The following is a 20,977-nucleotide window of genomic DNA, read 5'->3' as shown; positions in this document are numbered from 1 at the left end:
AGGCCCAAGCGGATGGGCTCACGGTCCTCCACCACCTGAGCCCCTTCCACCTTCCTCCTGGGCGGGCCCACGCCCCGACTCCAGGAGGAAGACGGTCCGCAGGTCCGGATGCCTGTCCTGGACCGAGCGCAGGGCCCGCGAGTCGAAGGACTGCACGTCCACGCGGTCGACGAGCCCGGCCTCGCGAATGACCGCGGCGACCGCATCTCCGTGGGCCGGTTCGATGTCTGTCCTGGCGGACACCCGCTTGAGTTCGACATTGAAGCGGACGCGCCGGGCATTCCGGGCGCGGAGCGGGTCGCGGGCCTGATGTTCGGCGTCCGCCTGACTTCGCGCGAAGGCAAACACCTGGCGCAACGTGGGGAGGGTGTAGGGGTCCGGGAGGCCCTCGCGGGCCGCGAACGCGACGGCTTCCGGCGAGCGGGCGCGCTCCCTCGTCTGTTCCGGACGGTCCGCGAGGAGCTGGTCGCAGACGAAGGTGGCCTGGAGCCGGGCGGCGGTGAGGGACGCGATGGGGATGGGCTCCGGGAGAGGGCTTCCATCCAAGTGGCGGCACTTCGCGGGTGAGAGGTCCGGGTCGTGGGAGAGCACCGGGACACCGTCGGCGGTGAGCACGGTGTCCAGCTCCAGGGTGGTCATCTGGAAGTCCAGCGCGGCCTCGAACGCGGGCAGCGTGTTCTCCGGACGCAGGCCCCGCGCGCCCCGGTGGCCCTGCGCATCGAAGCGCTTGAGGTTGATGAGCCCATCCGCGTCCAGCAGGTCTCCGGGGATGCCGTCCGCGTCGGCGTCGAAGTCACGCACCGCTCGCGCGAGGAGGTCCGGCCGGTCGCTGATGATGCCGTCCACGCCTCGCCGGAGCAGGGCCTGCATCGTGGGCAGGTCGTTCACGGTCCAGACGACCACCGGGTGGCCCGCGGCGTGAAGCCGCTCCAGGTCGACGCCACCTCCTGGCCGAAGCAACGCGACATCCGGAGAGCAGACGGGGGCCTGGGTGGATCCGCGGGAGATGGCGTGCGCTCGCGCGGCGTCCATCAGGCGCACCGTGGGGTCGGTTGCTCGCGCGCGGGTGGCGGGCCCCGCGCACGCGCAGCCAAGGACCGCCAGCAGCCACACGCGGGCCCTCCAGGCGGCGGCCCCGGCTTGCGTGCTGGATGCGAACGGGCGGGTCGGGGACTCGGGGCGCACGAGGCTTCCTTGCTGGAGCTGGGCGGCGTGGGAGGGGCCGGGTTAGGAAGTCAGAAGCGATGGACGTGAAGGATGCCACCGTGCAGGCGGCGCTGCTCCAGGCTTGCGATGAAGCGGGACTGCCCCAGTCCCTGCGGGGCTGCGTGTATCCGCTCCTGCGCGACCCGGAAGGGGACTGGCCTCCGTGCTGCGGCGGAGGCTGCATGCCCTGCACGTCCACGCTGGCGGACGTGGCGATGCGCACGCTGGAGCTGCTGGGCACGCCTCGGCGCTCGCCGTTGCCTCCGGGGTGATCACCGGTACTTGTGGTCGACCAGCACCTCCGTGCGCGGGAGCGACCAGTGCAGTTGGACCATCCGCCACTCGGCGTCCCGGCGCTCGAACGCGCACGTCACGCGAATCCCCTCGAAGGTGACGGGCCTTCCGCCCGCGACCAGGGCGATGTCCATCGCGGGCACCGTGAGGCACGCCATCGTGGAGGGCGGGGCTCCGCCGTGCCAGAGCTGTTCGGAGCGCAGCGTCACGCGGATGTCGCGCAGGCTGCCGAACTGGGTGCGGAAGGAGTGCTCCACCTGCTCCCAACCCCTGAAGTGCAGGTTGGAGTGGGTGCCCACGACCACGATGTCGTCGTCGTGCCAGAACAGCTCGCTCATGGCCTCCAGGCTCCCGCGCTCATAGGCCTCCACGAACGCGGTGAAGCGGCGTGACAGCGCGGCCTTCCACTCATCCTGCGTCGGCGTCATCGTCCCCGGCACCCTTCTCCCCGGACAGACAGTCCCGGAGGATCCGCGCCACCTCCGCCACGAAGGGCTCCTCCATGACGGTGAAGTGATTGCCCCGCACCTCATGGGCGCGGAACGAAGCGGTCGTCAACGCCTTCCACCATGCCTCCGCGTGGCCGTCCAGGACCGCGTCCCGCTCCGTGGCCCGCAGGTACACGAGGGGGACCGCGTGACGACCGGGCGAGTACGCGGCGATGGCTTCGTTGGTGGCGAGCACCACGTCCCGCAGCCGTGTGTCGACCTCCATCGCGGCCCGCAGTCCCTCCGCCGCGCGCGGGGAGATCTCCCGGAACGCGTCGATGAGCTGGAGCACGTCCCCCACGCTCCGGATCCCCAGCCTGCGCGAGTCATCCACCGTCACCGTGTCGATCTGGATGACGCCCGCCACGGCATGGCCGCGCTCCAGCAGGATGCCCGCCATCTCATATGCGATGACGCCTCCGGAGGAATGGCCTCCCAGCCAGAAGGGCCCCTGGGGTTGGAACTCCAGCAGCTCGTCCACGTACTGGCGCGCCATCTCGGGCACGTCCCGGTAGAGCCTCTCACCGGGCTCCAGCCCCGATGCGCGGAACGCATGCACGGGCCTGTCAGCGCCCAACCGCCGGGTCAGCGGCAGGTACGTGTAGACCGTGCCACCAATGGGCTGCACCAGGAACAGCGGCGTCCGCTCCGGCCGTCCCTCCTGGAGCCGGATCCGCAGCGAAGGTGCCTTGCGGAGCGGCCTCCCCGCCCGCTCCAACGCCTCCTGGACCGCTTGCACCCATGCGCCCAGCGTCGGGTGCTCCAGCACCGCGTGCAGCGACAGGCTGATCGACAGGCGCGACTTGAGCTCGTGGTTGAGCTGCACGACCAGGAGCGAGGTTCCCCCCAGCTCGAAGAAGTGGCTGTCGGGGGTCAGCGACTCCACGCCGAGCAGTTCCTTCCAGAGGGCCTCCATGGCCGCCCACACCTCGTCGCGGTCCAGGGCCCGGTGCGAAGGGGGTGGCGTCGGAGAGGGCCGAGGCTCCGGGCGCCCCAACGCGTACGGCTTCCGCTCGAAGGGATACGTTGGCAGCGCGACGCGTGCGCGCGGCGCGTCTCCTCGCGGCCCGCTCCAGTCCACGGGGACGCCCGCGGACCAGAGCTGCCCCACGGCGTCGAGCAGGGCCTTCTCATCGCTCTCCCGAGGCTGACGTCTCCCGGCGGGCACTCCGAGCGTAGGCACCACCAGCCGCTCCCGGCCCGCGCCCGGGTGCAGCGACGCCAGCGTGGAGAGCGTTCGTCCCGGCCCCACCTCCACGAGGATCCGCTCCCGGTCCTCCAGCAGCAGCTCCAGTCCATCGGCGAAACGCACCGTGCGCCGAAGATGCCGGGCCCAGTAGGAGGCATCGCGCGCGTCGTCCTCGGTCAGCCAGCGTCCCGAGACGTTGGAGACCATGGGGATCGCCGGGGCGTTGGGAGTCATCGACCGGGCCAGGGCGGTCAGGGGCTCCATCACGGGTTCGACGAGGACGGAGTGGAACCCACTGGAGCGTGGCAGCCGCTTCGACCGCACGCCCTTCTCCTGCAATCGCGCCGCGAAGTCCTCCAGCGCCTCCAGCGCGCCCGACACCACGCACTGACCGGGCCCGTTGACCGCGGCCAGGGACAGTCCGGCGGGAAGCGCCTGTGTCAGTTCATCCTCCGGCAGCGGCACGGCCAGCATGCCGGAGGGCGGCAGCGCATCGCAGAGCCGGCCTCGCAGCGACACCAGCGCCACGGCCTGCTCCAATGACAGGACTCCCGCGAGGCAGGCGGCGGCGTATTCGCCCAGGCTGTGCCCCATGAGGCTCGACGGGCGGACGCCCCAGACACCCAACAGCCGCGACAGCGCGTACTCCGTCGTGAAGATCGCGGCCATGCCCAGCGAGGGTGCGCGAAGCATCTCCTCCGCGCGGCCTCCGTGCTCGTCCGCGAGCAGTGCGCTCCGCAGCTCCCGCTCCACGTCGCGGCCGAAGGCGCTGACGCATGCATCGAAAGCTTCGCGATACGCGGGGGCACGCCGGTACCACGCCGCGCCCATGCCGGCCTCCTGCGTGCCCGTCCCGGGAAACAGGAAGGCCACCTCCGGAGGCTCGGGCGAGGCGCGCCGCGCGGGCCCCTCCCGCCGGAGCTTCGCGATGGCCTCCTCGGGAGTCTCGCAGGTGACCGCGCGCCGGTGCGCGAAGACGGTGCGGCCCTCCTGCAACGTGTACGCGGCCTCCGCCAATGAGCGCGCGCGCGTACGCTCCAGGTGCTCCGCGAGCCGCAGGGATGCCGCGCTTAGCGCCTCCGCGCTCCGGGCGGAGAGCACCAGGACCGATGCCTCCTCGTTCATGGGGGAGAGGGCGGGAACAGGCGGGGCTTCTTCCAGGACCACGTGGGCATTGGTTCCGCCAATGCCAAACGCGCTCACCCCGGCCAGACGCGGCAGCGCACCAGGAGCATCCCACGGTCGCCCTTCCCGGCTCACCACGAAGGGCGAATGCTCCAGGCCCGACTCCGGATGGGGATGTTCGAAGTGGACGGTCCCGGGAAGGAAGTGGCGCTCCAGGGCCAGCGTCGCCTTGATCAACCCCGCCACACCGGCCGCCGAGTCCAGGTGCCCCACGTTGCTCTTGAGCGCCCCCAGGACACAGGGCGGGTCCGAAGGCGCTCGGTCACCAAAGGCCAGCCGCAGCGCCTGGACTTCGAGCGGATCCCCCAGCGGTGTCGCCGTGCCGTGGGCCTCGACGTAGGTGATGTGGCGCGGCGACACCCCCGCCGCGGCGTGTGCTCGCGCGATGACGTCGCGCTGGCCCTGCACGCTCGGGGCGGTGAAGCCAACCTTGTCGGCGCCGTCGTTGTTGATGGCCGAGCCCCGGATGACCGCGTGGATGGAGTCCCCATCCCGCAGCGCGTCCTCCAGGCGCTTGAGCACCACGAGCGCCACGCCGCTGGAGGGCACCGTGCCCTGCCCCTTCGCGTCGAAGGGGCGGCAGTGACCATCCGGCGACGTGATGCCCCCTTCCTCATGGAGGTAGCCGGAGGGACCCGACGCGAAGAGGGACACGCCCCCCGCCAGCGCCATGTCGCACTCCCCTGTCCGCAGGCTCTGGCAGGCCAGGTGCACGGCCACGAGCGACGTGGAGCACGCGGTCTGCACCGTGAGCGCGGGACCGCGCAGCCCCAGCTTGTACGCGGTCGTCGTGGCGAGGAACTGCCACGGATTGCCCAGGATGGAGCGATACATGTCGGAGGCCACGGACAAGGAGCGGAAGCGCGGCACGACGTGGTCCAGCCAGTAGCGCGGGACTCCCGAACCCGCGAACAGGCCCGCCCTTCCCGGCAGCCGCTTCGGGTCGTAGCCGGCGGCCTCGAGCGCCTCCCAGGCACACTCCAGGAACACGCGCTGCTGGGGATCCATCAGCCGCGCGTCCTGTGGGCTGTAGCCGAAGAAGGCGGCGTCGAAGGCTTCGACGTCGTCCAAGAGGCCCGACGCCCGGACATAGGCAGGGTCATCCAGGAGTCGCGGCTCCTCGCCCGCCGCCAGCAGCGTCTCCCGATCGAAGCGGGAGAGCCCTTCACGTCCTTCCACCAGCAGCCGCCACAGTGACTCGATGTCGGGTGCTCCCGGGAACCGGCCCGCCATGCCGATGATGGCGATGCGGTCCGAGCGCTCCGAACTCCAGACAGGCTTCGACGGCACCGGGACGGACGGAGCCTCGGTGGTTTCATCCAGGTGCCGCGCCAGCGACTCCAGGGTCGGAAACTGGAACAGCGTGGCCATGCTCAACGAGAGGCCCAGCTCCGAAGCCAGCGCGGACTGGACCCGCGCGAGCAGCAATGAGTTGCCTCCCGCGTCGAAGAAGCCCTCTCGCCGGCCCACGCGCTCCACGCCGAGGATCCGGCACCAGATGCGCTCCAGCGCCTTCTCCCGGTCCGTGGACGCGGGAGCTTCAGGAGGCAGGGCGCGGGACGGAGGCAGCGGAAGCGCGCTCCGGTCGAGCTTCCCGGTGGCGCCCAACGGGAACGCCTCCAGCACCACCAGCTCGCGCGGCACCATGTGCGGAGGAAGGGACTCACCCAGCCCGTCCCTGAATCCTGGCGTCAGGAGTCGCGTCGCCGCGTCCGCGTCCCGGGGAATGACATAGCCCACGAGGTGCGGCTCGCCCGCGAGCCATCGGGGTTCGACGACCGCCTCCCGGACCTCCGGGTGCTTCAGCAGCGCGGCTTCGATTTCGCCCAGCTCGATGCGGAAGCCCCGCAGCTTGAGCTGTCGATCCGACCGGCCGTGGAACACCATGACGCCATCCGGGCGACGGCTGGCGATGTCGCCGCTCTTGTAGAGCCGCGCTCCCGGCTCCGCGCTGAACGGATGCGGAATGAACCGCTCCGCGTCGAGCTCGGGATGGTGCAGGTAGCCGTGCGCCAGCCCCACGCCGCCGATGTAGAGCGCGCCTCGCACGCCCACGGGGACGGGCGCCAGGGCGTCATCCAGCAGGTGGACCTCGTAGCCCGGAAGCGGCGTCCCCAGGGTGGGGGTGCCCGCTCCCGCCACGCAGTCCGCGCTCGTCGCGAAGACCGTGGTCTCGGTGGGGCCATAGCCGTTGATGAGCCGCCGGCCAGGAGCCCAGCGGTCCACGAGCCGCGCGGGGAGCTCCTCGCCTCCGAGCACGACGGTCTTCAGGTCAGGAAGCGCCCGCCACGCCATGGAGCCCAGCGCCGAGGGCGTGAGCATCGCGGTGTGGATGCGCCGTGACTCCAGGAAGTCAGCCAGCTCCTCACCGGGCAGCACCTCCTCCTGGGCCAGCAGATACAGCGTGGCGCCTGAGGACAGCGTCGGGAAGATCTCCGCGACGGAGAAGTCGAAGCCGAAGCGGGAGAACTGCGACACGCGCTGGCCCGGCGCGAAGCCGAAGCGGGAGGCCACCGTCTCGCAGAGGTGCACCGCGCTCCGGTGGCCAATGCGCACGCCCTTGGGCTGGCCCGTCGAACCCGAGGTGTAGATGACATACGCGAGGTGACTTCCCGTGACGGACACCCGGGGGTTGGACTCGGAGCCGCCGCGCACCTGCTCCAACGGGACCTCCGGGATGCCCGCGCCGTCCACGAGCCCGCGCGTCGCGTCCTGCGTGAGGATCCACTTCAGTCCCGCATCCCGCGCCATGAACTCCAGCCGCGCCTTCGGGTAGGAGGGGTCCAACGGGACGTAGGCCGCGCCCGCCTTCAGCGTCGCCAGCACGGCGATGATCAGCTCGAAGGAGCGCTGGAGGCACAGGCCCACCAGGTCCCCGGGGCCGACTCCCAGCGACAGGAGGTGATGGGCCAGCCGGTTCGCCTCCGCGTTCAGCGTCTGGTAGCGCAGGGTCCGCCCCTGGAAGACCAGGGCCGGCGCATCCGGCGTGCGTTCGGCCTGCGCCTCGAACGGATGATGCAGACACTCCGCGAAGGCCCTGTCCTCCGCGGGTCCCTGGGCCCAGGTCAGCAGCCGCGTCTGCTCCGCTTCCGACAGCAGCGGCAGCGCCGCGACCGGCTGCTCCGGATCCCGCACGGCTTCGCGGAGCAGCGTCACGAAGTGTTCTCCAAGTTGGGAGATCATCCACGGCTCGAAGAGGTCCAGCGCGTACTCCCACCGCACGGACATGCCGTCCGGCCGCTCATCCATTTCGATGGAGAGGTCCAGCTTCGAGGTGCCCGTGTCGACGTCGTGGGGCTCCACACGCCAGCTCGACTCCGGCACCGCGATGCGCGGCTCCAGCGTGCACGACACCTGGAGGAGCGGATTGGCCCCGGGGATGCGCGCCGGGTTCACCGCCTCCACGATGCGCAGGAGCGGCGCGTCCTGGTGTTCCAGCGCCTCCAGGCAGACCCGGCGAACGTGCGCCAGCACCCTCCGGAAGCTCCATCCGGGGGAGAACCGCAGCCGCAGGGGCAGCAGGTTCACGAAGTGCCCGGAGATGGCGAGGGACTCCTCGCGGCTCCGCCCGGAGAAGGCGCCACCGATGACCAGGTCCTGCGCGCCGGAGTAGCGATGCAGCAGCGCACCGAACGCCGAGATCAGCGTCATGAAGAGCGTGGCGTCCTCGGCGCGCCCCAGCGCCCTCACCGTGTCCAGGAGGTCCCGGGGGATTCGCACGACGTGCTTGGCCCCCCGGAAGCTCGGGACCGGAGGACGGGCATGCTGCATGGGCAGCTCCAGGTGCGGAGCCCCCGCGAGCGCCTGCTTCCACCAGTCGAGGTGTGGCGCGATGGCTTCCTGGTAACGAGGCCCCTCCTGCCAGGCGGAGGCATCGCCATACTGGAGCGGCAGCGGCGTGAGCGCGGGCGGCTCGCCCTGGAGGTCCGCCATGTAGAACCGGTTCACCTCCTGGAGGAACGCCGCCATCGTGAAGCCATCCACGATGAGGTGGTGCATCACCAGGGCGAGGCGGCTCTCCTCTTCGCTCAGCCGCATCCACGTCGCGCGCAACAGCGGCCCCCGCGTCAGGTCGAAGGGCTCGCGCGCCTCCTGCGTAGCCACCTGCAACGCCTTCGCGCTCCGGAGGCCCTGGGGCACAGGACGCAGGTCCACGCTTCGCAGGTGGAACGGCATCGCGGATTCCACCCGTTGGCGAGGCCCCTCCGGAGTGGAGACGAAGGTCGTCCGAAGCACTTCATGCCGGGCGATGAGCGACTGGAACGCCCGCTCCAGCGCTTCGGGCTGGAGGTCTCCCGGCAGGTACAGCGTGAAGGGCTCGTTGTAGACAGCACGGCCAGGGGCCACCTGCTCCAGCAGCCAGAGCTGCTGCTGGGCATCCGACAGCGGCAGGAGCCGGCTCCGATCCACGGGGACGATGGGAGGCAGGGCGGGGCTCCGGACCGCCCCCCTCGCGGCTTCCACGCGCCGCGCCAGCTCCTCGATGTTCGGACTGTCGAAGAGCGCCCCCACGGGCAGACGGACTGACAGCGCCTGCTCCAGCCGTTCGATGAAGCGGATCGCGAGCAGCGAGTCCCCGCCCGATTCCATGAACCGGTCCTGTGTCCCCGCCTGCTCCGTCCCCAGCACCTCCGACCAGACGCGCGCGACCGCCTGCTCCAGCGGCGTGCGTGGCGCATCCCCCTCTCCTGAACCCAGTCGCGGCGGCGGCAGCTTCTGGAGCTCCACCTTCCCGCTGGGATTGAGCGGCAGTTGGTCCAGCACCATCACGGCGTGAGGCACCATGAAGGCCGGCAGCTTCGAGCGCAGGTGCGCGCGCAGCATCGCGCCGTCCGGCGCCGTGCCGTCGCGACGCGAGACATAGGCGACCAGCCGCTTGTCCCCGGGAGACACCTCGTGCACCCGCACCACCGCGTCAGCGACCTGTCCGTGGGCGCGCAGGACGCTCTCAATCTCCGCCAGCTCGACCCGGGCGCCACGGATCTTCACCTGATGGTCCACCCGCCCCAGGAACTCCAGGTCGCCGTCCTCGAGCCGTCGCACCCGATCTCCCGTTCGATACATCCGGGCGCCGGGCGCGGCGCTGAAGGGATCCGGGACGAACCGCTCACCGGTCAGGCCGGGCCGGTTCAGGTAGCCGCGCGCGAGCCCCACGCCGCCCAGGTACAGCTCCCCCGCTTCGCCCGCGGGCGTTGGCGTCAGCGCGTCATCCAGCACATGCAGCTGGAGGTTCGCGAGCGCCCCGCCGATGGGAATGGACCGCTCCAGGGACGGGGGCGCGCGGATTTCATACGCCGTCGCGGAGGTGGTGCACTCCGTGGGCCCATAGCTGTTGAGCAGCCGCACTGGTTTCCCGTGCGCGATGACCTCCGACACCCACTTGGGGTCCAGCACGTCACCGCCCACCATCAGCACCCGGAGCCCTCCGAATGCGTCCGGGATGGCCGCGGCCAGTTGATGGAACAGCGACGTGCTCAGCACCGCGACGGACACCGCGTCGCGCCTCAGCTTCGCCGCGAGGAGCGGCGGCGACAGCAACGTCTCCCGCGAGGTGAGGCACAACGCCGCTCCGTTCAGGAGCGCGCCCCAGACCTCCAGCGTCGACGCATCGAACGCGAACGACGCGGCCTGGAGGACGCGGTCTTCGCGCCGGAAGCCCATGAAGCCTTCATCCAGCACCAGCCGGGCCACGCCCCGGTGCGGGATGCACACCCCCTTGGGTCTGCCGGTGGAGCCGGACGTGTAGAGCACATAGGCCAGGGAGTCAGGGCCCGCGCCGCCCTTCACGTTCACGGCGTCGCGCTCCTCCGGGGGCTCATCCGGCGCGGGAGGCTCCACGATGGAGCCCTGGAAGCGCAGGCCCTGGGCCGCGTCCCTCCGGCCCACCAGGACCTGTATCCCGGAGTCTTCGATCATCCCGGCGAGCCGATCTGGAGGATGGCTCGGGTCCAATGGCAGATAGGCGCCGCCTGCCTTCAGGATGCCCAGCAGCCCCACCAAGGTCTCCGGAGTGCGGTCGACGTGGATGCCCACGGGTTGATCCAGCCCGACCCCCAGGGCCTGGAGCCGCCGTGCCAGCCGGTTCGCGCGGCGGTTGAGTGTGTCGTACGCCAGCACGCCACCCTCGAAATGCACCGCCACCGCATCCGGTGTTTCACGTGCATGCGCTTCAAACAGCGTGGCGATATCCGGGCCAGGGTGCGCGGAGAAGAAAGTCATGACGAATCATTGCCCCCATCTCCTCAACGCGCAGTGCCAGAAACCTTCGCACCCGCCCTGGCATGCCGTACGCTAGTGCACACCCATGAACCCCATTGTCCACGCCGAACTGTCCTGGCTCATCTCGCAGGGGCTGAGGGAGCGCAGGGACCGCGTCCTGGTGGTCTGCGCGGGGCTCGCGCCGGATCTGGATGGATTGTCATTGCTGGCGGGTGAAGAGTTCTATTCGCGTTATCACCATGTGATTTTTCACGGCTACGTGGGGGCGCTGGTCACGATGGCGGTCTGCGCCACGCTGGCACGGCGGCGCGTGGCCGTGGCGCTCCTGTCGGTGGCTGCGTTCCACGGTCATCTGCTGTGCGACCTCGCGGGCAGCGGACCGGACTGGCCCATCCACTACCTGTGGCCTCAGAGCCTGGAGGCGTGGTCCTGGTCCGGCCAGTGGAACCTGGGCTCATGGCAGAACACGCTCATCGGGCTGGCGGCGACGCTGGCGTGTCTGGCGTGCGCCCTGCCCTTCCGGCGGACCTTCGTGGAGGTGCTGTCGCCGCGCTGGGACGCGGAGGTGACCCGCACCGTGCGGCGGCGCTTTTCCAGGCAGCCCGAATCCCAATCGCCCTCAAACTGAAAGCATCTCCTGGCGGCCAGGAGCCCCAGGGTGACGGCCCTGGCGAGGACCTGCGCAGAATGCAGACATGGTCTTGATGGGTCTGGGATTGCTCCTCGCGGGAACGCTGGCCGTGGCGATAGAGGTCCCGGACACCACGGTCACGCTCTACAAGGACAAGACGCTGGTCGTGCGGACGGCCACGGTGAAGGTCGCGGGCACGGAGCAGGTGCAGTGGCCACTCTTGACGGGGCAGGTGGACCCGGCATCCCTCCAAGTGGAGGCCGAGGGCGCCGAGGTCCAGCGCGTCGAGGTGCGGCCCACCTATGTGCCTGCCTTCACCGCCGAAGAGGTCCATTCGGCACTGCAGCGCCTGGGCCCTCCCAGACCCCCAGGCGAATACCTGTCGTACTCTCGCAGCCAGTCGGACGCCTTGATGGAGCTCTCCGTCATGGCGGAGCGAGGCTCACCTCCTGCCGTGGACGTCATGGCCACCTTGAAGGGCGAAGGCCTCGTGAAGGTGGTGCTGCGCTACGTGCTGTCCGGCGCGAGCGCTCAGTACCGGGCCGGACTCACCGTACGAAGCCAGCCTCCCCAGGTGGAGGCGACTTTCCTTGGGCACATCCTTCAGCGGACAGGCGTCGACTGGAAGGACGTCATTCTCCACTTCGATCTGTCTCGGAAGATGCCCCCCTTCGAGGCAACGGGTCCCCTCCCGGAGCGGATCAACCGGCCCGACATGCTGGAGGAAGAGACGGCCCTGCGCCGCCTGATCTTCAACAACATCGGGCAGCCCACCACGGCGAACTGGAATGCCCGGGCCTCCCGCCAGAGGGACATCCCCGTCGTCCTCATTGGAACGGTCGTGGACGTGAACACGGGAGCGCCGCTGAAGGACGCGGTGGTCACCGTCGCCACCAACCGGCTCCAATCCCGGGTGTACGCATTCACGAATGCGCACGGCGAGTACCGCATCACCGACCTGCCACCCGACCCCTTTGGCTACCGACTGCTCTTCCAGCACCCGAGGGCCAGAGCCCGAAGGCACGATGTGGTTCCAGCCTCCAGCGGAGCATCCCTGCGTTTCGATAAACGACTCTGGACGGGGGCGGGGCCAGATCCAGACCCACCCGCGCCGCCCGTGGAAGGCGGTTGTTACACCGATTTCCATCCACTCGGCCCCGCGTACGTCGACTCCATCGAGGCGGAGGTCGGTATGTACGAGCCCGACATCATCCCCCCGCCCCGGGACTTCGCGCGTCCCGCCAATCCTCCTCACGACCTCTGGAAGAATCCGGACAGGCGCTTCACCGCCCCGGGACGGCACACCGTGCTCAACAGGACCGGGCCCCGCGTCCCTCTCTTCACCGAAACCTGGCCCGTGACAATCCATCGCCAGGTGTTCCCCGAGCAGGACGCGGCCACCTATCTCGTCGGGGAGGTGCACCCTTCCGCGGAGGCCGCGCTGTTCATGCACTATCCGACCCAGCCCATCGTGGACGGCAACCAGCAAAAATTTCTGAAGCTGTGGCCCCGCCCTCCGGACAACACCTTCACGCTTCCCCTGGGCACCGACCCCAAGGTCCGGGCCGTGCGGCGCGTGCAGCGCGGCCCGGTGGAATGGAATGCCCGTGAGGTCCAGGACGTGACCGTGCGGGTGCCCAACCCCTACGCCGAACCCATGCGCGTACGCGTGGTGGACACCTTGCCGCGCGGGGCCCGGCTCATTCGCATCACTCCCGGAGCCCACCGCGACGACGAAACGGCGACGCTCACCTGGGACCTGCTGGTGCCCCCGGCGAGCACCGGCGCGGTGTCCTTCCGCTACTCGCGCTGACGCGACTCCTGCGAGGTCGCGGGCTCCAGCGCCACCTCGAAGAGGTCGGGCCACAGCTTGCCGGTGAAGAACAGCCGGCCGGTGCCGGGCTCCAGCGCGATGCCGTTGAGCACCGCCTCGTAGCTGTGCACCCGCCCACGCACCGCTCGCACCAGGGCCGACGCGTCGATGATCGCCAGCACACGGCCCGTGGCGTAATCAATCTTCAACACGTGGTCGGTGTGCCAGACGTTGGCGTAGACGCCGTCCTCCGCGCACTCCAGCTCGTTGAGCATGTCCTGCGGGACGCCCTGTGACGTCACCTGCACCTGGGACTTCACGTGGAAGTCCTTCGGATCGTGAAAGCGCAACGTGGACGTGCCGTCGCTGCGCACCAATTGCCCTCGCCAGTAGCACAGGCCCCAGCCCTCGCCCGTGTAGGCCACCTGCTTCTCCTGCGCGGGGGGATGGCCACTCTGGCCATTCCACACGTAGAGCGTCTCGTCCTTCCAGGTGAGCTGGTACAGGCGCTCGCCGTCGCTCGCGAGCCCTTCCGGGAACACGTCCGGCAGGTCCTGCGTCCACAGGGGCGACGCCTGCTCCAGGGAGATGCGGCGCAGGTCGCCGTCCTCCCCTGTGCTCTCGTAGAGCTGGCCCTGGTGGAACTGGAGCCCCTGCGTGAAGGCCGTGGGGTCGTGCGGATACGTGTGGACGATGCGCGCCACCAGCTTGCGCGGCGTGCTGTCGGTGACGCCCGCGTCCGGCGTCTGTCGCTGCGTGGGCGCACACCCCAGGCACAGCAGGGACCACGGCAGGAACCAGGGGATGCGGCGCATGGGCTTCCTTGCAAGCAGGCGACTTCGTCGCGAGCGGCGGCCACCTTACCGCGCCCACGCCCCGCGCGGGCCTTTCAGCCGCGCGTCATCGTGAGCGCCACCTCCACCGCGCCTCGCAGCTCGTCCATGTCGAACGGCTTGTTGAGCACGCAGGTGGCCCCCAGGCGCAACGCCTCGCGGTGCAGCTGCGCGTCGCCGAAGGCGGTGATGAGGATGACGGGCGTGGTCCACTGCTCGCGCCGCAGGCGGGCGAGCACCTCCAGGCCGGTGAAGCCCGGCATGCGCACATCCGTGATGATGAGGTCGGGCGCGCGCGACTCATCCGCGGTCAGCCCCTCGATGAGGACACGCACCAGGTCCGGCCCGTCCGACGCCTCCACCACCTCATAGCCGCGCCGCATGAGCATCTTGCGGATGAGCGTGCGCATCTCCGACTGATCATCCGCGACCAGGATGCGCGGGACCCTCGCGGGCTCCGAGGTGGGGTCTTCCCAGGCCGCGCCGCGCGCGACCCCTTCCGTCTGCTCGTGCACCATGGGGGAGTGGGCTCCTGGAGGGTTGAAGGTGCGCCTGACGCCTCGCACGGAGGACCCCGCGCGACGCGAGGGCCTTCCCCGACACGGCGGTGTCGCGGCGGTGGGACAGGCCGCTGCAAGAGCATCCGCCGTGCCATGCACGCGGCCCGGGGGTCCCGGGGAGCCAGGGGGATGGGGCGTGGGGCAGCCTGTCCCCGGGCGAAATGCCCCGGTTGGGGCACTTTGCCCCGCCTCCCGGGGGCGTTTGGGACACGACTCCCCTCTGGAACGGGGTGATGGGGGACTTGGCCCACGGACTGCATTGAGGTCCCGGCGTCGGACCGGATGCGGGGCTTCCTCTTCAGAGCTCCCTTCAGGCAGCTGGGCCACTGGTGGCTCCCGGTGTCGCTGGTGGAACGGGACCGCTGCCTCCTTCCCAGGGTGCCCACCGCATCCGGTTCGACTCTTTCCCCTCCGCCCGGAAGGTCGCTTCCGGCCGCCACCTCAAGGAGAACGCACGATGGTCCGCACCCTTCCGTCCCGCCGCCGCCTTGCCCGCGCACTGATGCTCACGCCCCTGGTCGCGCTGGGAGCGTGCAAGCCGTCGCCGGACGTGGCCCCTCCAGACCGTCCCACGCTGTCGCTGAAGACGGCCACCACGCCCTCGGGCGCGAAGGTGGAGCCCGCGGTCTATTCGCCCGCGCTCTCCGCACCCGGCGCGCTCACATCCCTGGCACCGCTCGTGGACACCGTGAAGGGCGCGGTGGTGAACGTGGAGGTGCAGGCCCGCGCACGGCCCGCGATGGGCGGGATGATGCAAGGCCTTCCTCCCGGGCTCGCCGAGCGCTTCGGCATGCAGGGCGGACAGAACCCCTTCGGCGAGGGCGGCGCGCCCGCGAAGCAGGGCCTGGGGTCGGGCTTCGTCATTGATCCCGCCGGACTGGTGCTCACCAACAACCACGTGGTGGAGGGCGCGGACAGCGTGCGGGTGAAGTTGGAGGACGGGCGTTCGTTCGACGCGGAGGTGCTGGGCCGCGACGCGCTCACGGACGTGGCGCTGATCCAGCTGAAGGGCGTGTCCGGCAAGCTGCCCTTCGTGAAGCTGGGGGACTCCGACGGCCTGCGCGTGGGCGACCCGGTGATGGCCATTGGCAATCCGTTCGGGCTCGCGTCGAGCGTGAGCGCGGGCATCCTGTCCGCCAGGGCGCGCGACATCCACGCGGGCCCCTATGACGACTTCCTGCAGACGGACGCGGCCATCAACCCGGGCAACTCCGGCGGCCCGCTCTTCAACATGAAGGGCGAGGTGGTGGGCATGAACACGGCCATCATCGGCGGCGCGACGGGCATTGGCTTCGCGGTGCCGGCGAACCTCATCCAGGCGCTCCTGCCGCAGTTGCAGGAGACAGGCGTGGTGCGCCGGGGCTGGGTGGGGTTGGCGGTGCAGGACCTCACGCCCGAGCTGGCGCGCGCGCTGCGCGTGGATGCGGCGAGGGGCGCGGTGGTGGCCGGCGTGAGCGCGGGCGGTCCGGGCGCCAAGGCGGGCCTGCGCGAGGAGGACGTCATCACGTCGGTGGGCGAGCGCGCGGTGGACTCCGCCGGCTCGCTGACCCGCGCGGTGGCGCTGCTCAAGCCGGGCAGCGAGGTGAAGGTGAGCCTCGTGCGCGGCGGCAAGGCGATGGAGGTGCCGGTGAAGCTGGGCACCCGGCCGACGCAGCGGGGCGAGGAGGAGATGACGCCTCGGGACGCGACGCCCGCGCCCCTGTCGAAGCGGCTGGGCCTGCGGCTGTCGGAGGCGCAGGACGGCAACGCGGGCGCGCAGGTGGTCGCGGTGGAGTCCGGCAGCCCCGCCGAGCGCGCGGGACTGGCGCCCGGGATGGTGCTGACGCAGGTGGGCGACCAGAAGGTGTCCGGCGTCTCCGAGGCCGCGCGGGCGCTGACGGCCGCGGAGCCAGGGGCCGCGCTGCTGCTGCGCGCGCGGGTGCCCGGTCAGGACGGCTCACTGCTGCGAGCGATTGAAGTGCCCCAGCGGTAGCGGTCCTCCGTGCGCGCTCCGCCGGGAGGCTCCGGTGGAGCGCGCACAACCCTGAGGCCCCACCGGCAACGCTCCCGCACGCCCTCCCGCGCAGCCCATGAGCCCCACGACGAGCACCAGACCCGGCCACGCCTGCCGTGGCCGCTCCCAGCCACGTGGAGCCTGAACTCCTTCCATGCCCGCTCCTCCAGTCGAGCTGGACTAACAGGCAATCCTGACATGGAGAGGAAAGGCGCAACGCGGTGCGAAATGACGCGGCCGGTGCGCGGGCGACCCGCTGCTTTTCTGGCCGCTTGGGGTGTCCGGTGTCGCGCGTTTTCCCAGGCGCGGCGCCTGGACGCCCTCCGGGCACGGGAGGGCTTCTGACGAATGCTTCACGCGTCCGCCACTTGAGTGCCGCCAGGGGTTCGGAAATCGACGGGACGCTGGCATAGAGTGGCACCCGTGCCGCGCTGCCTCACATGCGGGCGACGTTGGGAAGGCTCTCACGCGCCGTGCCCGCCCGGCGCCTCGCCTCCCACCGCCTCGCCGTCCGAAGCTTCACTCCTCGTGCCCGACGTGCCGGGCTACCGCTGTGAGAAGGTCATCGCGCGCGGTGGCTTCGGCGTCCTGCTGGCCGCGCACAAGCGCTCCGCGGACGGCGGCGAAGGGGAGCGCATCGCCCTGAAGCTGGCCCGCCCTGGCATCGCGCTCGCGGAGGCGCAGCTCGCCCGCGAAGCGGTGGCCCTGCGGACCATCGGGCCGCCCACCGTGCCCGCCCTGTATGACACGGGCACGCTGCCCGGCGGCCAGCGCTTCGTCGCGATGGAGTTCGTCCCGCTGCCGACGCTGGCGGACTGGCTCGCCCAGGTGTCCGGGCCCCTGTCGCCGCAGGAGTTCGGGCCGCGCGCCAGCGCGCTCCTGGAGGCGGTGGCCCACGTGCACGCGCACGGGCTGGTGCACTGCGACCTCAAGCCCGAGCACGTCTTCCTGGACGACGCCCACGGCCGCGCCCGCGTCTTCGACTTCGGCCTGGTGCAGCGCCCCGCCCCCGGCGCGCCCGCCGAGGACGGCACGCCCGGCGACACCTCCTCCTTCGCTGGCACCGCCGAATACATGGCGCCCGAGCAGTGCGCCGGCCACGCCGCCCTGGACGCGCGCACGGACGTGTACGCGCTGGGCATCATCCTCTACGAGCTCATCACCGGCCGGCCGCCCTTCTTCGGCTCGCTCACGGAGGTGCTCCAGGCGCACCTGTCACTGCGGCCGCCGCCCCCGTCGGAGTACGCGCCCGTCGCGCCGCCGGTGGAGGAGGTCGTGCTGCGCTGTCTGGCCAAGGAGCCCGCGCGCCGTCCCCGCGACGCGTCCGCCGTGGCCCAGGCGCTGCGCGCGGCGCTGGAGCACGCGGGCCAGGCCGCGGTGCCGCCCGCGCCCCGCCTCACCCTGCTGCCCGAAGTGCGGCCCGCCCAGACGCGCCGGTCCGTGTCGGTGCTGTTCATCTCCTCCCGCGCCAACCCCGTCGCCGTGCAGAAGGCGCTGGCCGCCTACGGAGGCCACATGGCCTTCACCGACGGCGTGCGCTTCGCGGGCGTCTTCGACCCCGACGTGGGAGAGAACCCCGTGCGCCGCGCCCTGCGCGCCGCGGAAGGACTGGCCGAAAGAGGGCTCGCGCCCGCCGCGCTCGTGGACGTGGCCACCGTCACGGTGCAGCGCCGCCGCGATGGCGCGCCCCGCTACCTGGGCGCCATCTTCGCTCGCGAGGACCGCTACCCCGGCGTGCCGGACGTGCGCGGCCCCCTGATGTCACCCGCCGCCGCGGAGGCCGTGCCGGAGGTGCCGTGCCTGCCCGTGCCGGGACGCCCCGGGTTGATGCGTCCCGCGCCGTCGGGCGCCGCGCCCAGGCCCGACGTCACCGTGCTGCAGCTGGGCAGCGAGATGCTGGTGGGCCGCGACGTGGAGCTGGAGCAACTGCTGGAGAGCGCCCGGTCCGCGGTGTCCGAAGCGGCGCCCACCATCGTCACCGTGCGCGGGGACCGGGGCCACGGCAAGAGCCACCTGGCCTCCACCCTGGGCCTGCGCCTGAGGGCCGCGCTGCCGCACGCGCGCGTCTACTCCATGCGCTCCCGCGAGCCCGTGCAGGGCGACCCGGAAGGAACGCTGCGCACGCTCCTGCGCCTCGCGCTGCACGGCTTCGACCGCGACGACACCGACACGCAGGAGGACGGCCGCACCGCCATCCTCGACCGGCTGGGGCCCCGGCTGGGCATGGAGCTGTGGCCGGGCGTGGCCGCGACGCTCGGGTGGTACGCGCCCGGTGGGCCGGAGCTGCACAGCTGGGCCGCGGCGCCGGGCGCGCTGCGCTCCCTGGCCCTGCGCGCCACGGGTGAGCTGCTGGCGGCGAGCGCCCGCGAGCGTCCGCTGTGCCTCATCGTGGACGACGCGCACTTCGCCGAGGAGACGGCGCTGGACGCGCTGGAGTACGCGGCGCTCGCGGAGACGCGCGTCCCCTTGTGGGTCTGCGTGCTGGTGCGCCCGGGCTTCGAGCAGAGCCGCCCGTCCTGGGGCGCCCGCGCCGCGCGCCAGCTGGACCTGCCCCTGTCCGGCCTGTCTCCCGGGGATGCGCAGGCGCTGTGCCGCGCGCTGCTCAAGCCGGTGGAGAACGTGCCGGCGCAGGCGGTGGAGCGCATCGTCGAGCGCGCGCAGCGCGTGCCCCTGTTCCTGGTGGAGCTGGTGCGGGGACTGAAGCGGCAGGGGCTCGTGCGGCAGCGCTCGCCGGGCGGCAACTGGTACCTCGTCACGGACGAGCTGGACCGCGTCCCCGAGCTGCGGCTGGTGGAGTGGCTGGCGGACCGCGAGCTGGGCGCGCTGCCTCCGGCGCTCGCCGCGCATGCCCGCCTGTGCGCGCTGCTGGGCGCGGCCTTCACCGCCACGGCCGCGGACGGCGTGGTGCGGGAGCTGGAGCGGGATGGCGCGGCGGCGCAGTTCCCGCTGGATGTGGGCCATGCGACGCGGCGGCTCCTGGATTCGGGGCTGCTGGTGGAGCACCGGCTGGAGGGCTTGAGCTTCCGCAACGAGCTGGTGCGCGAGGCCGTGGTCGCGGGCCTCCCCGCGGAGGAGAAGGCGCGCATCCACCGCGCCGCGTACCGCCACTACCTGAGCCCCGCGGGGACGCAGGAGCGCCAGCGGCTGGCCCGGCTCGCGATCCACGCGGCGGCGGCGGGGCTGCGCGACGAGGCGGCGGCGCTGACCATCGACCTGGCGGAGTCCGCGCGCGGCCGTCACGCGTTCCTGGACGCGGAGGCCATGTACACGCGCGCCCTGGAGCTGCTGGAGCCCGAGGACGAGCTGCGCGGCCTCACGGCGCTGCGGGGCCGGGGCCTGATGCGCTACCGCATTGGCCGGTACGAGGACTCACTCACGGACTTCGCCATCGCGCGGGAGCGGGCGCGGGGGTTGGGGGATTCGCGCGCGGAGGTGGAGCTGCTGCTCGACGAGGCGATGGCGCTCGACTGGGTGAACGACTACGCGCGCAGCGAGGTGCGGGCCCAGGAGGCGCAGCACCTGGCGGAGACGGTGTCCTCGCCCTACGTGCAGGCGCGGCTGCTGCTGGCGCTGGGCCGCGCGCAGTTCCGCAAGGGCGAGTGGCTGGACGCGCTCATGCCCTTGGAGGCCGCGGCGGAGCGGGCCCGGAAGCTGGGCGACGCGGGCTACGAGACGCTGGTGGTGGCGCTGCTGCTGATGGCGGTCATCCTCCCGAACCTGGGCGACATCGACGGCGCGGAGCGCGTGATGGACGAGGTCATCAGCGCGTGCACGGAGCGTGGCGACCGCTTCCATCTGGGCTCGGCCATCAACAACCGCCGCAACCTGTGGGTGGCGCGGAGGGATTTGACGCACGCGCTGAAGGACCAGGAGCGCTTCATGCAGCTGGGGCGCGAGCTGGGCGTGGTGGGCTGGGAGTACTTCGCCGAGCACAACATGGGCGAGCTGTACTACCAGGCCGGCGACGTGGAGGCGGCGGCGCCGCACATCGCGCGCGCCATCGTGCTGGAGCGCCGCCATCCGGAGGTGGCGCACCGCCCGTGGGCGCTGTTGCTCCAGGCGCGCGCCATGGCCTGGACGGGCCGGAGCGACCGGGCGCGAGACCTGCTGGAGCAGGTGCGGCAGACGATGGCGAACAACCGGCACGGCGTGAACCTGAGCCCGTCGGAGGAGGTGCTCTTCTCCATGGTGGAGCTGTCCGCGCGCGACGCGACGGCGGAGGAGTGGCACGCGCTGCGCGAGCGCTCCGCCCAGGCGTCCGTGGAGCAGGAGCCGCTGGAGGTGCTGGAGATGATGGGCCTCGCGGCGTGGCGCCGGGGCGACTTCGCGGAGGCGATGCTCGCGCTCGGCGAGGCGCTGGCCCGGGCGGCGCACGTGCCGAACCTGATGGAGGACCGCATCCGCCGCTCCCTGGAGCGCGTGAGGGACCTCACGCCCGCGGCATAGCGCCGACGCGACACCCGCCACGGTGCCACCGTGGCGGAGCGGCATCGTCCCGCCAGCATGTCCGAACCGCTCGCGACACCCGCCACGGTGCCACCGTGGCGGAGCGGCGTGGTCCCGCCG

General features: G+C 71.5%; 10 protein-coding genes. 5 read left to right on the top strand and 5 right to left on the bottom strand.

What is annotated here, in order from left to right; genetic code table 11:
* Positions 1 to 18: 18 nt before the first annotated feature.
* Complete coding sequence (locus GTY96_RS00320; protein ID WP_161663565.1) at positions 19 to 1,185, bottom strand: glycerophosphodiester phosphodiesterase family protein; 1,167 nt, start codon at positions 1,183 to 1,185, stop codon at positions 19 to 21.
* 59 nt (positions 1,186 to 1,244) lie between these two features.
* Here GTY96_RS00320 and GTY96_RS00315 point away from each other — a divergent pair, with 59 nt between their 5' ends.
* Positions 1,245 to 1,478 (top strand): hypothetical protein, encoded by a 234-nt coding sequence (locus tag GTY96_RS00315; RefSeq protein WP_143907960.1) that lies wholly within the window; start codon positions 1,245 to 1,247, stop codon positions 1,476 to 1,478.
* Here the strand turns inward: GTY96_RS00315 and GTY96_RS00310 are convergent, their stop codons facing one another.
* Together GTY96_RS00310 and GTY96_RS00305 are read right to left on the bottom strand one after the other, a co-directional pair.
* A complete protein-coding gene (locus tag GTY96_RS00310) occupies positions 1,479 to 1,928 on the bottom strand; it encodes a nuclear transport factor 2 family protein (RefSeq protein ID WP_161663564.1) in 450 nt (149 codons plus the stop codon).
* Complete coding sequence (locus tag GTY96_RS00305) at positions 1,909 to 10,581, bottom strand: non-ribosomal peptide synthetase/type I polyketide synthase (RefSeq protein WP_161663563.1); 8,673 nt, start codon at positions 10,579 to 10,581, stop codon at positions 1,909 to 1,911. The genes GTY96_RS00310 and GTY96_RS00305 overlap by 20 nt, the downstream gene beginning before the upstream one ends.
* Positions 10,582 to 10,666: 85 nt before the next feature.
* On the opposite strand from GTY96_RS00305, the gene GTY96_RS00300 reads away from it, so the two are divergent.
* Both GTY96_RS00300 and GTY96_RS00295 read left to right on the top strand, forming a co-directional pair.
* On the top strand, positions 10,667 to 11,209 hold the full coding sequence (locus GTY96_RS00300; RefSeq protein ID WP_143907954.1) for a metal-dependent hydrolase: 543 nt from the start codon (positions 10,667 to 10,669) through the stop codon (positions 11,207 to 11,209).
* A gap of 67 nt (positions 11,210 to 11,276) precedes the next feature.
* Positions 11,277 to 13,025, top strand: a complete 1,749-nt coding sequence (locus GTY96_RS00295) for a carboxypeptidase regulatory-like domain-containing protein (RefSeq protein WP_161663562.1) — start codon at positions 11,277 to 11,279, stop codon at positions 13,023 to 13,025.
* Here the strand turns inward: GTY96_RS00295 and GTY96_RS00290 are convergent.
* Together GTY96_RS00290 and GTY96_RS00285 are read right to left on the bottom strand one after the other, a co-directional pair.
* Positions 13,013 to 13,840 (bottom strand): glutaminyl-peptide cyclotransferase, encoded by an 828-nt coding sequence (locus GTY96_RS00290; protein ID WP_143907950.1) that lies wholly within the window; start codon positions 13,838 to 13,840, stop codon positions 13,013 to 13,015. The genes GTY96_RS00295 and GTY96_RS00290 overlap by 13 nt on opposite strands.
* A gap of 74 nt (positions 13,841 to 13,914) precedes the next feature.
* A complete protein-coding gene (locus GTY96_RS00285) occupies positions 13,915 to 14,376 on the bottom strand; it encodes a response regulator (protein ID WP_143907948.1) in 462 nt (153 codons plus the stop codon).
* Between the two features lie 499 nt (positions 14,377 to 14,875).
* Here GTY96_RS00285 and GTY96_RS00280 point away from each other — a divergent pair, with 499 nt between their 5' ends.
* Together GTY96_RS00280 and GTY96_RS00275 are read left to right on the top strand one after the other, a co-directional pair.
* Positions 14,876 to 16,390 carry a Do family serine endopeptidase gene (locus GTY96_RS00280; protein WP_143907946.1) on the top strand — a complete coding sequence of 505 codons (1,515 nt, stop codon included), beginning with the start codon at positions 14,876 to 14,878 and terminating at the stop codon, positions 16,388 to 16,390.
* 549 nt (positions 16,391 to 16,939) lie between these two features.
* Complete coding sequence (locus tag GTY96_RS00275; RefSeq protein ID WP_186002152.1) at positions 16,940 to 20,857, top strand: serine/threonine-protein kinase; 3,918 nt, start codon at positions 16,940 to 16,942, stop codon at positions 20,855 to 20,857.
* Positions 20,858 to 20,977 lie beyond the last annotated feature (120 nt).

This window comes from Corallococcus silvisoli (assembly GCF_009909145.1).
Taxonomy (GTDB): Bacteria; Myxococcota; Myxococcia; order Myxococcales; family Myxococcaceae; genus Corallococcus; species Corallococcus silvisoli.
This window is presented reverse-complemented; position numbering and strand designations above follow the sequence as displayed.

Bases quoted from the DNA above. Each gene is read 5' to 3' on its own strand.
- GTY96_RS00315 (WP_143907960.1), top strand. From the start codon at position 1,245: ATGGACGTGAAGGATGCCACCGTGCAGGCGGCGCTGCTCCAGGCTTGC.
- GTY96_RS00310 (WP_161663564.1), bottom strand. From the start codon at position 1,928: ATGACGCCGACGCAGGATGAGTGGAAGGCCGCGCTGTCACGCCGCTTC.
- GTY96_RS00305 (WP_161663563.1), bottom strand. From the start codon at position 10,581: ATGACTTTCTTCTCCGCGCACCCTGGCCCGGATATCGCCACGCTGTTT.
- GTY96_RS00300 (WP_143907954.1), top strand. From the start codon at position 10,667: ATGAACCCCATTGTCCACGCCGAACTGTCCTGGCTCATCTCGCAGGGG.
- GTY96_RS00295 (WP_161663562.1), top strand. From the start codon at position 11,277: ATGGTCTTGATGGGTCTGGGATTGCTCCTCGCGGGAACGCTGGCCGTG.
- GTY96_RS00290 (WP_143907950.1), bottom strand. From the start codon at position 13,840: ATGCGCCGCATCCCCTGGTTCCTGCCGTGGTCCCTGCTGTGCCTGGGG.
- GTY96_RS00285 (WP_143907948.1), bottom strand. From the start codon at position 14,376: ATGGTGCACGAGCAGACGGAAGGGGTCGCGCGCGGCGCGGCCTGGGAA.
- GTY96_RS00280 (WP_143907946.1), top strand. From the start codon at position 14,876: ATGGTCCGCACCCTTCCGTCCCGCCGCCGCCTTGCCCGCGCACTGATG.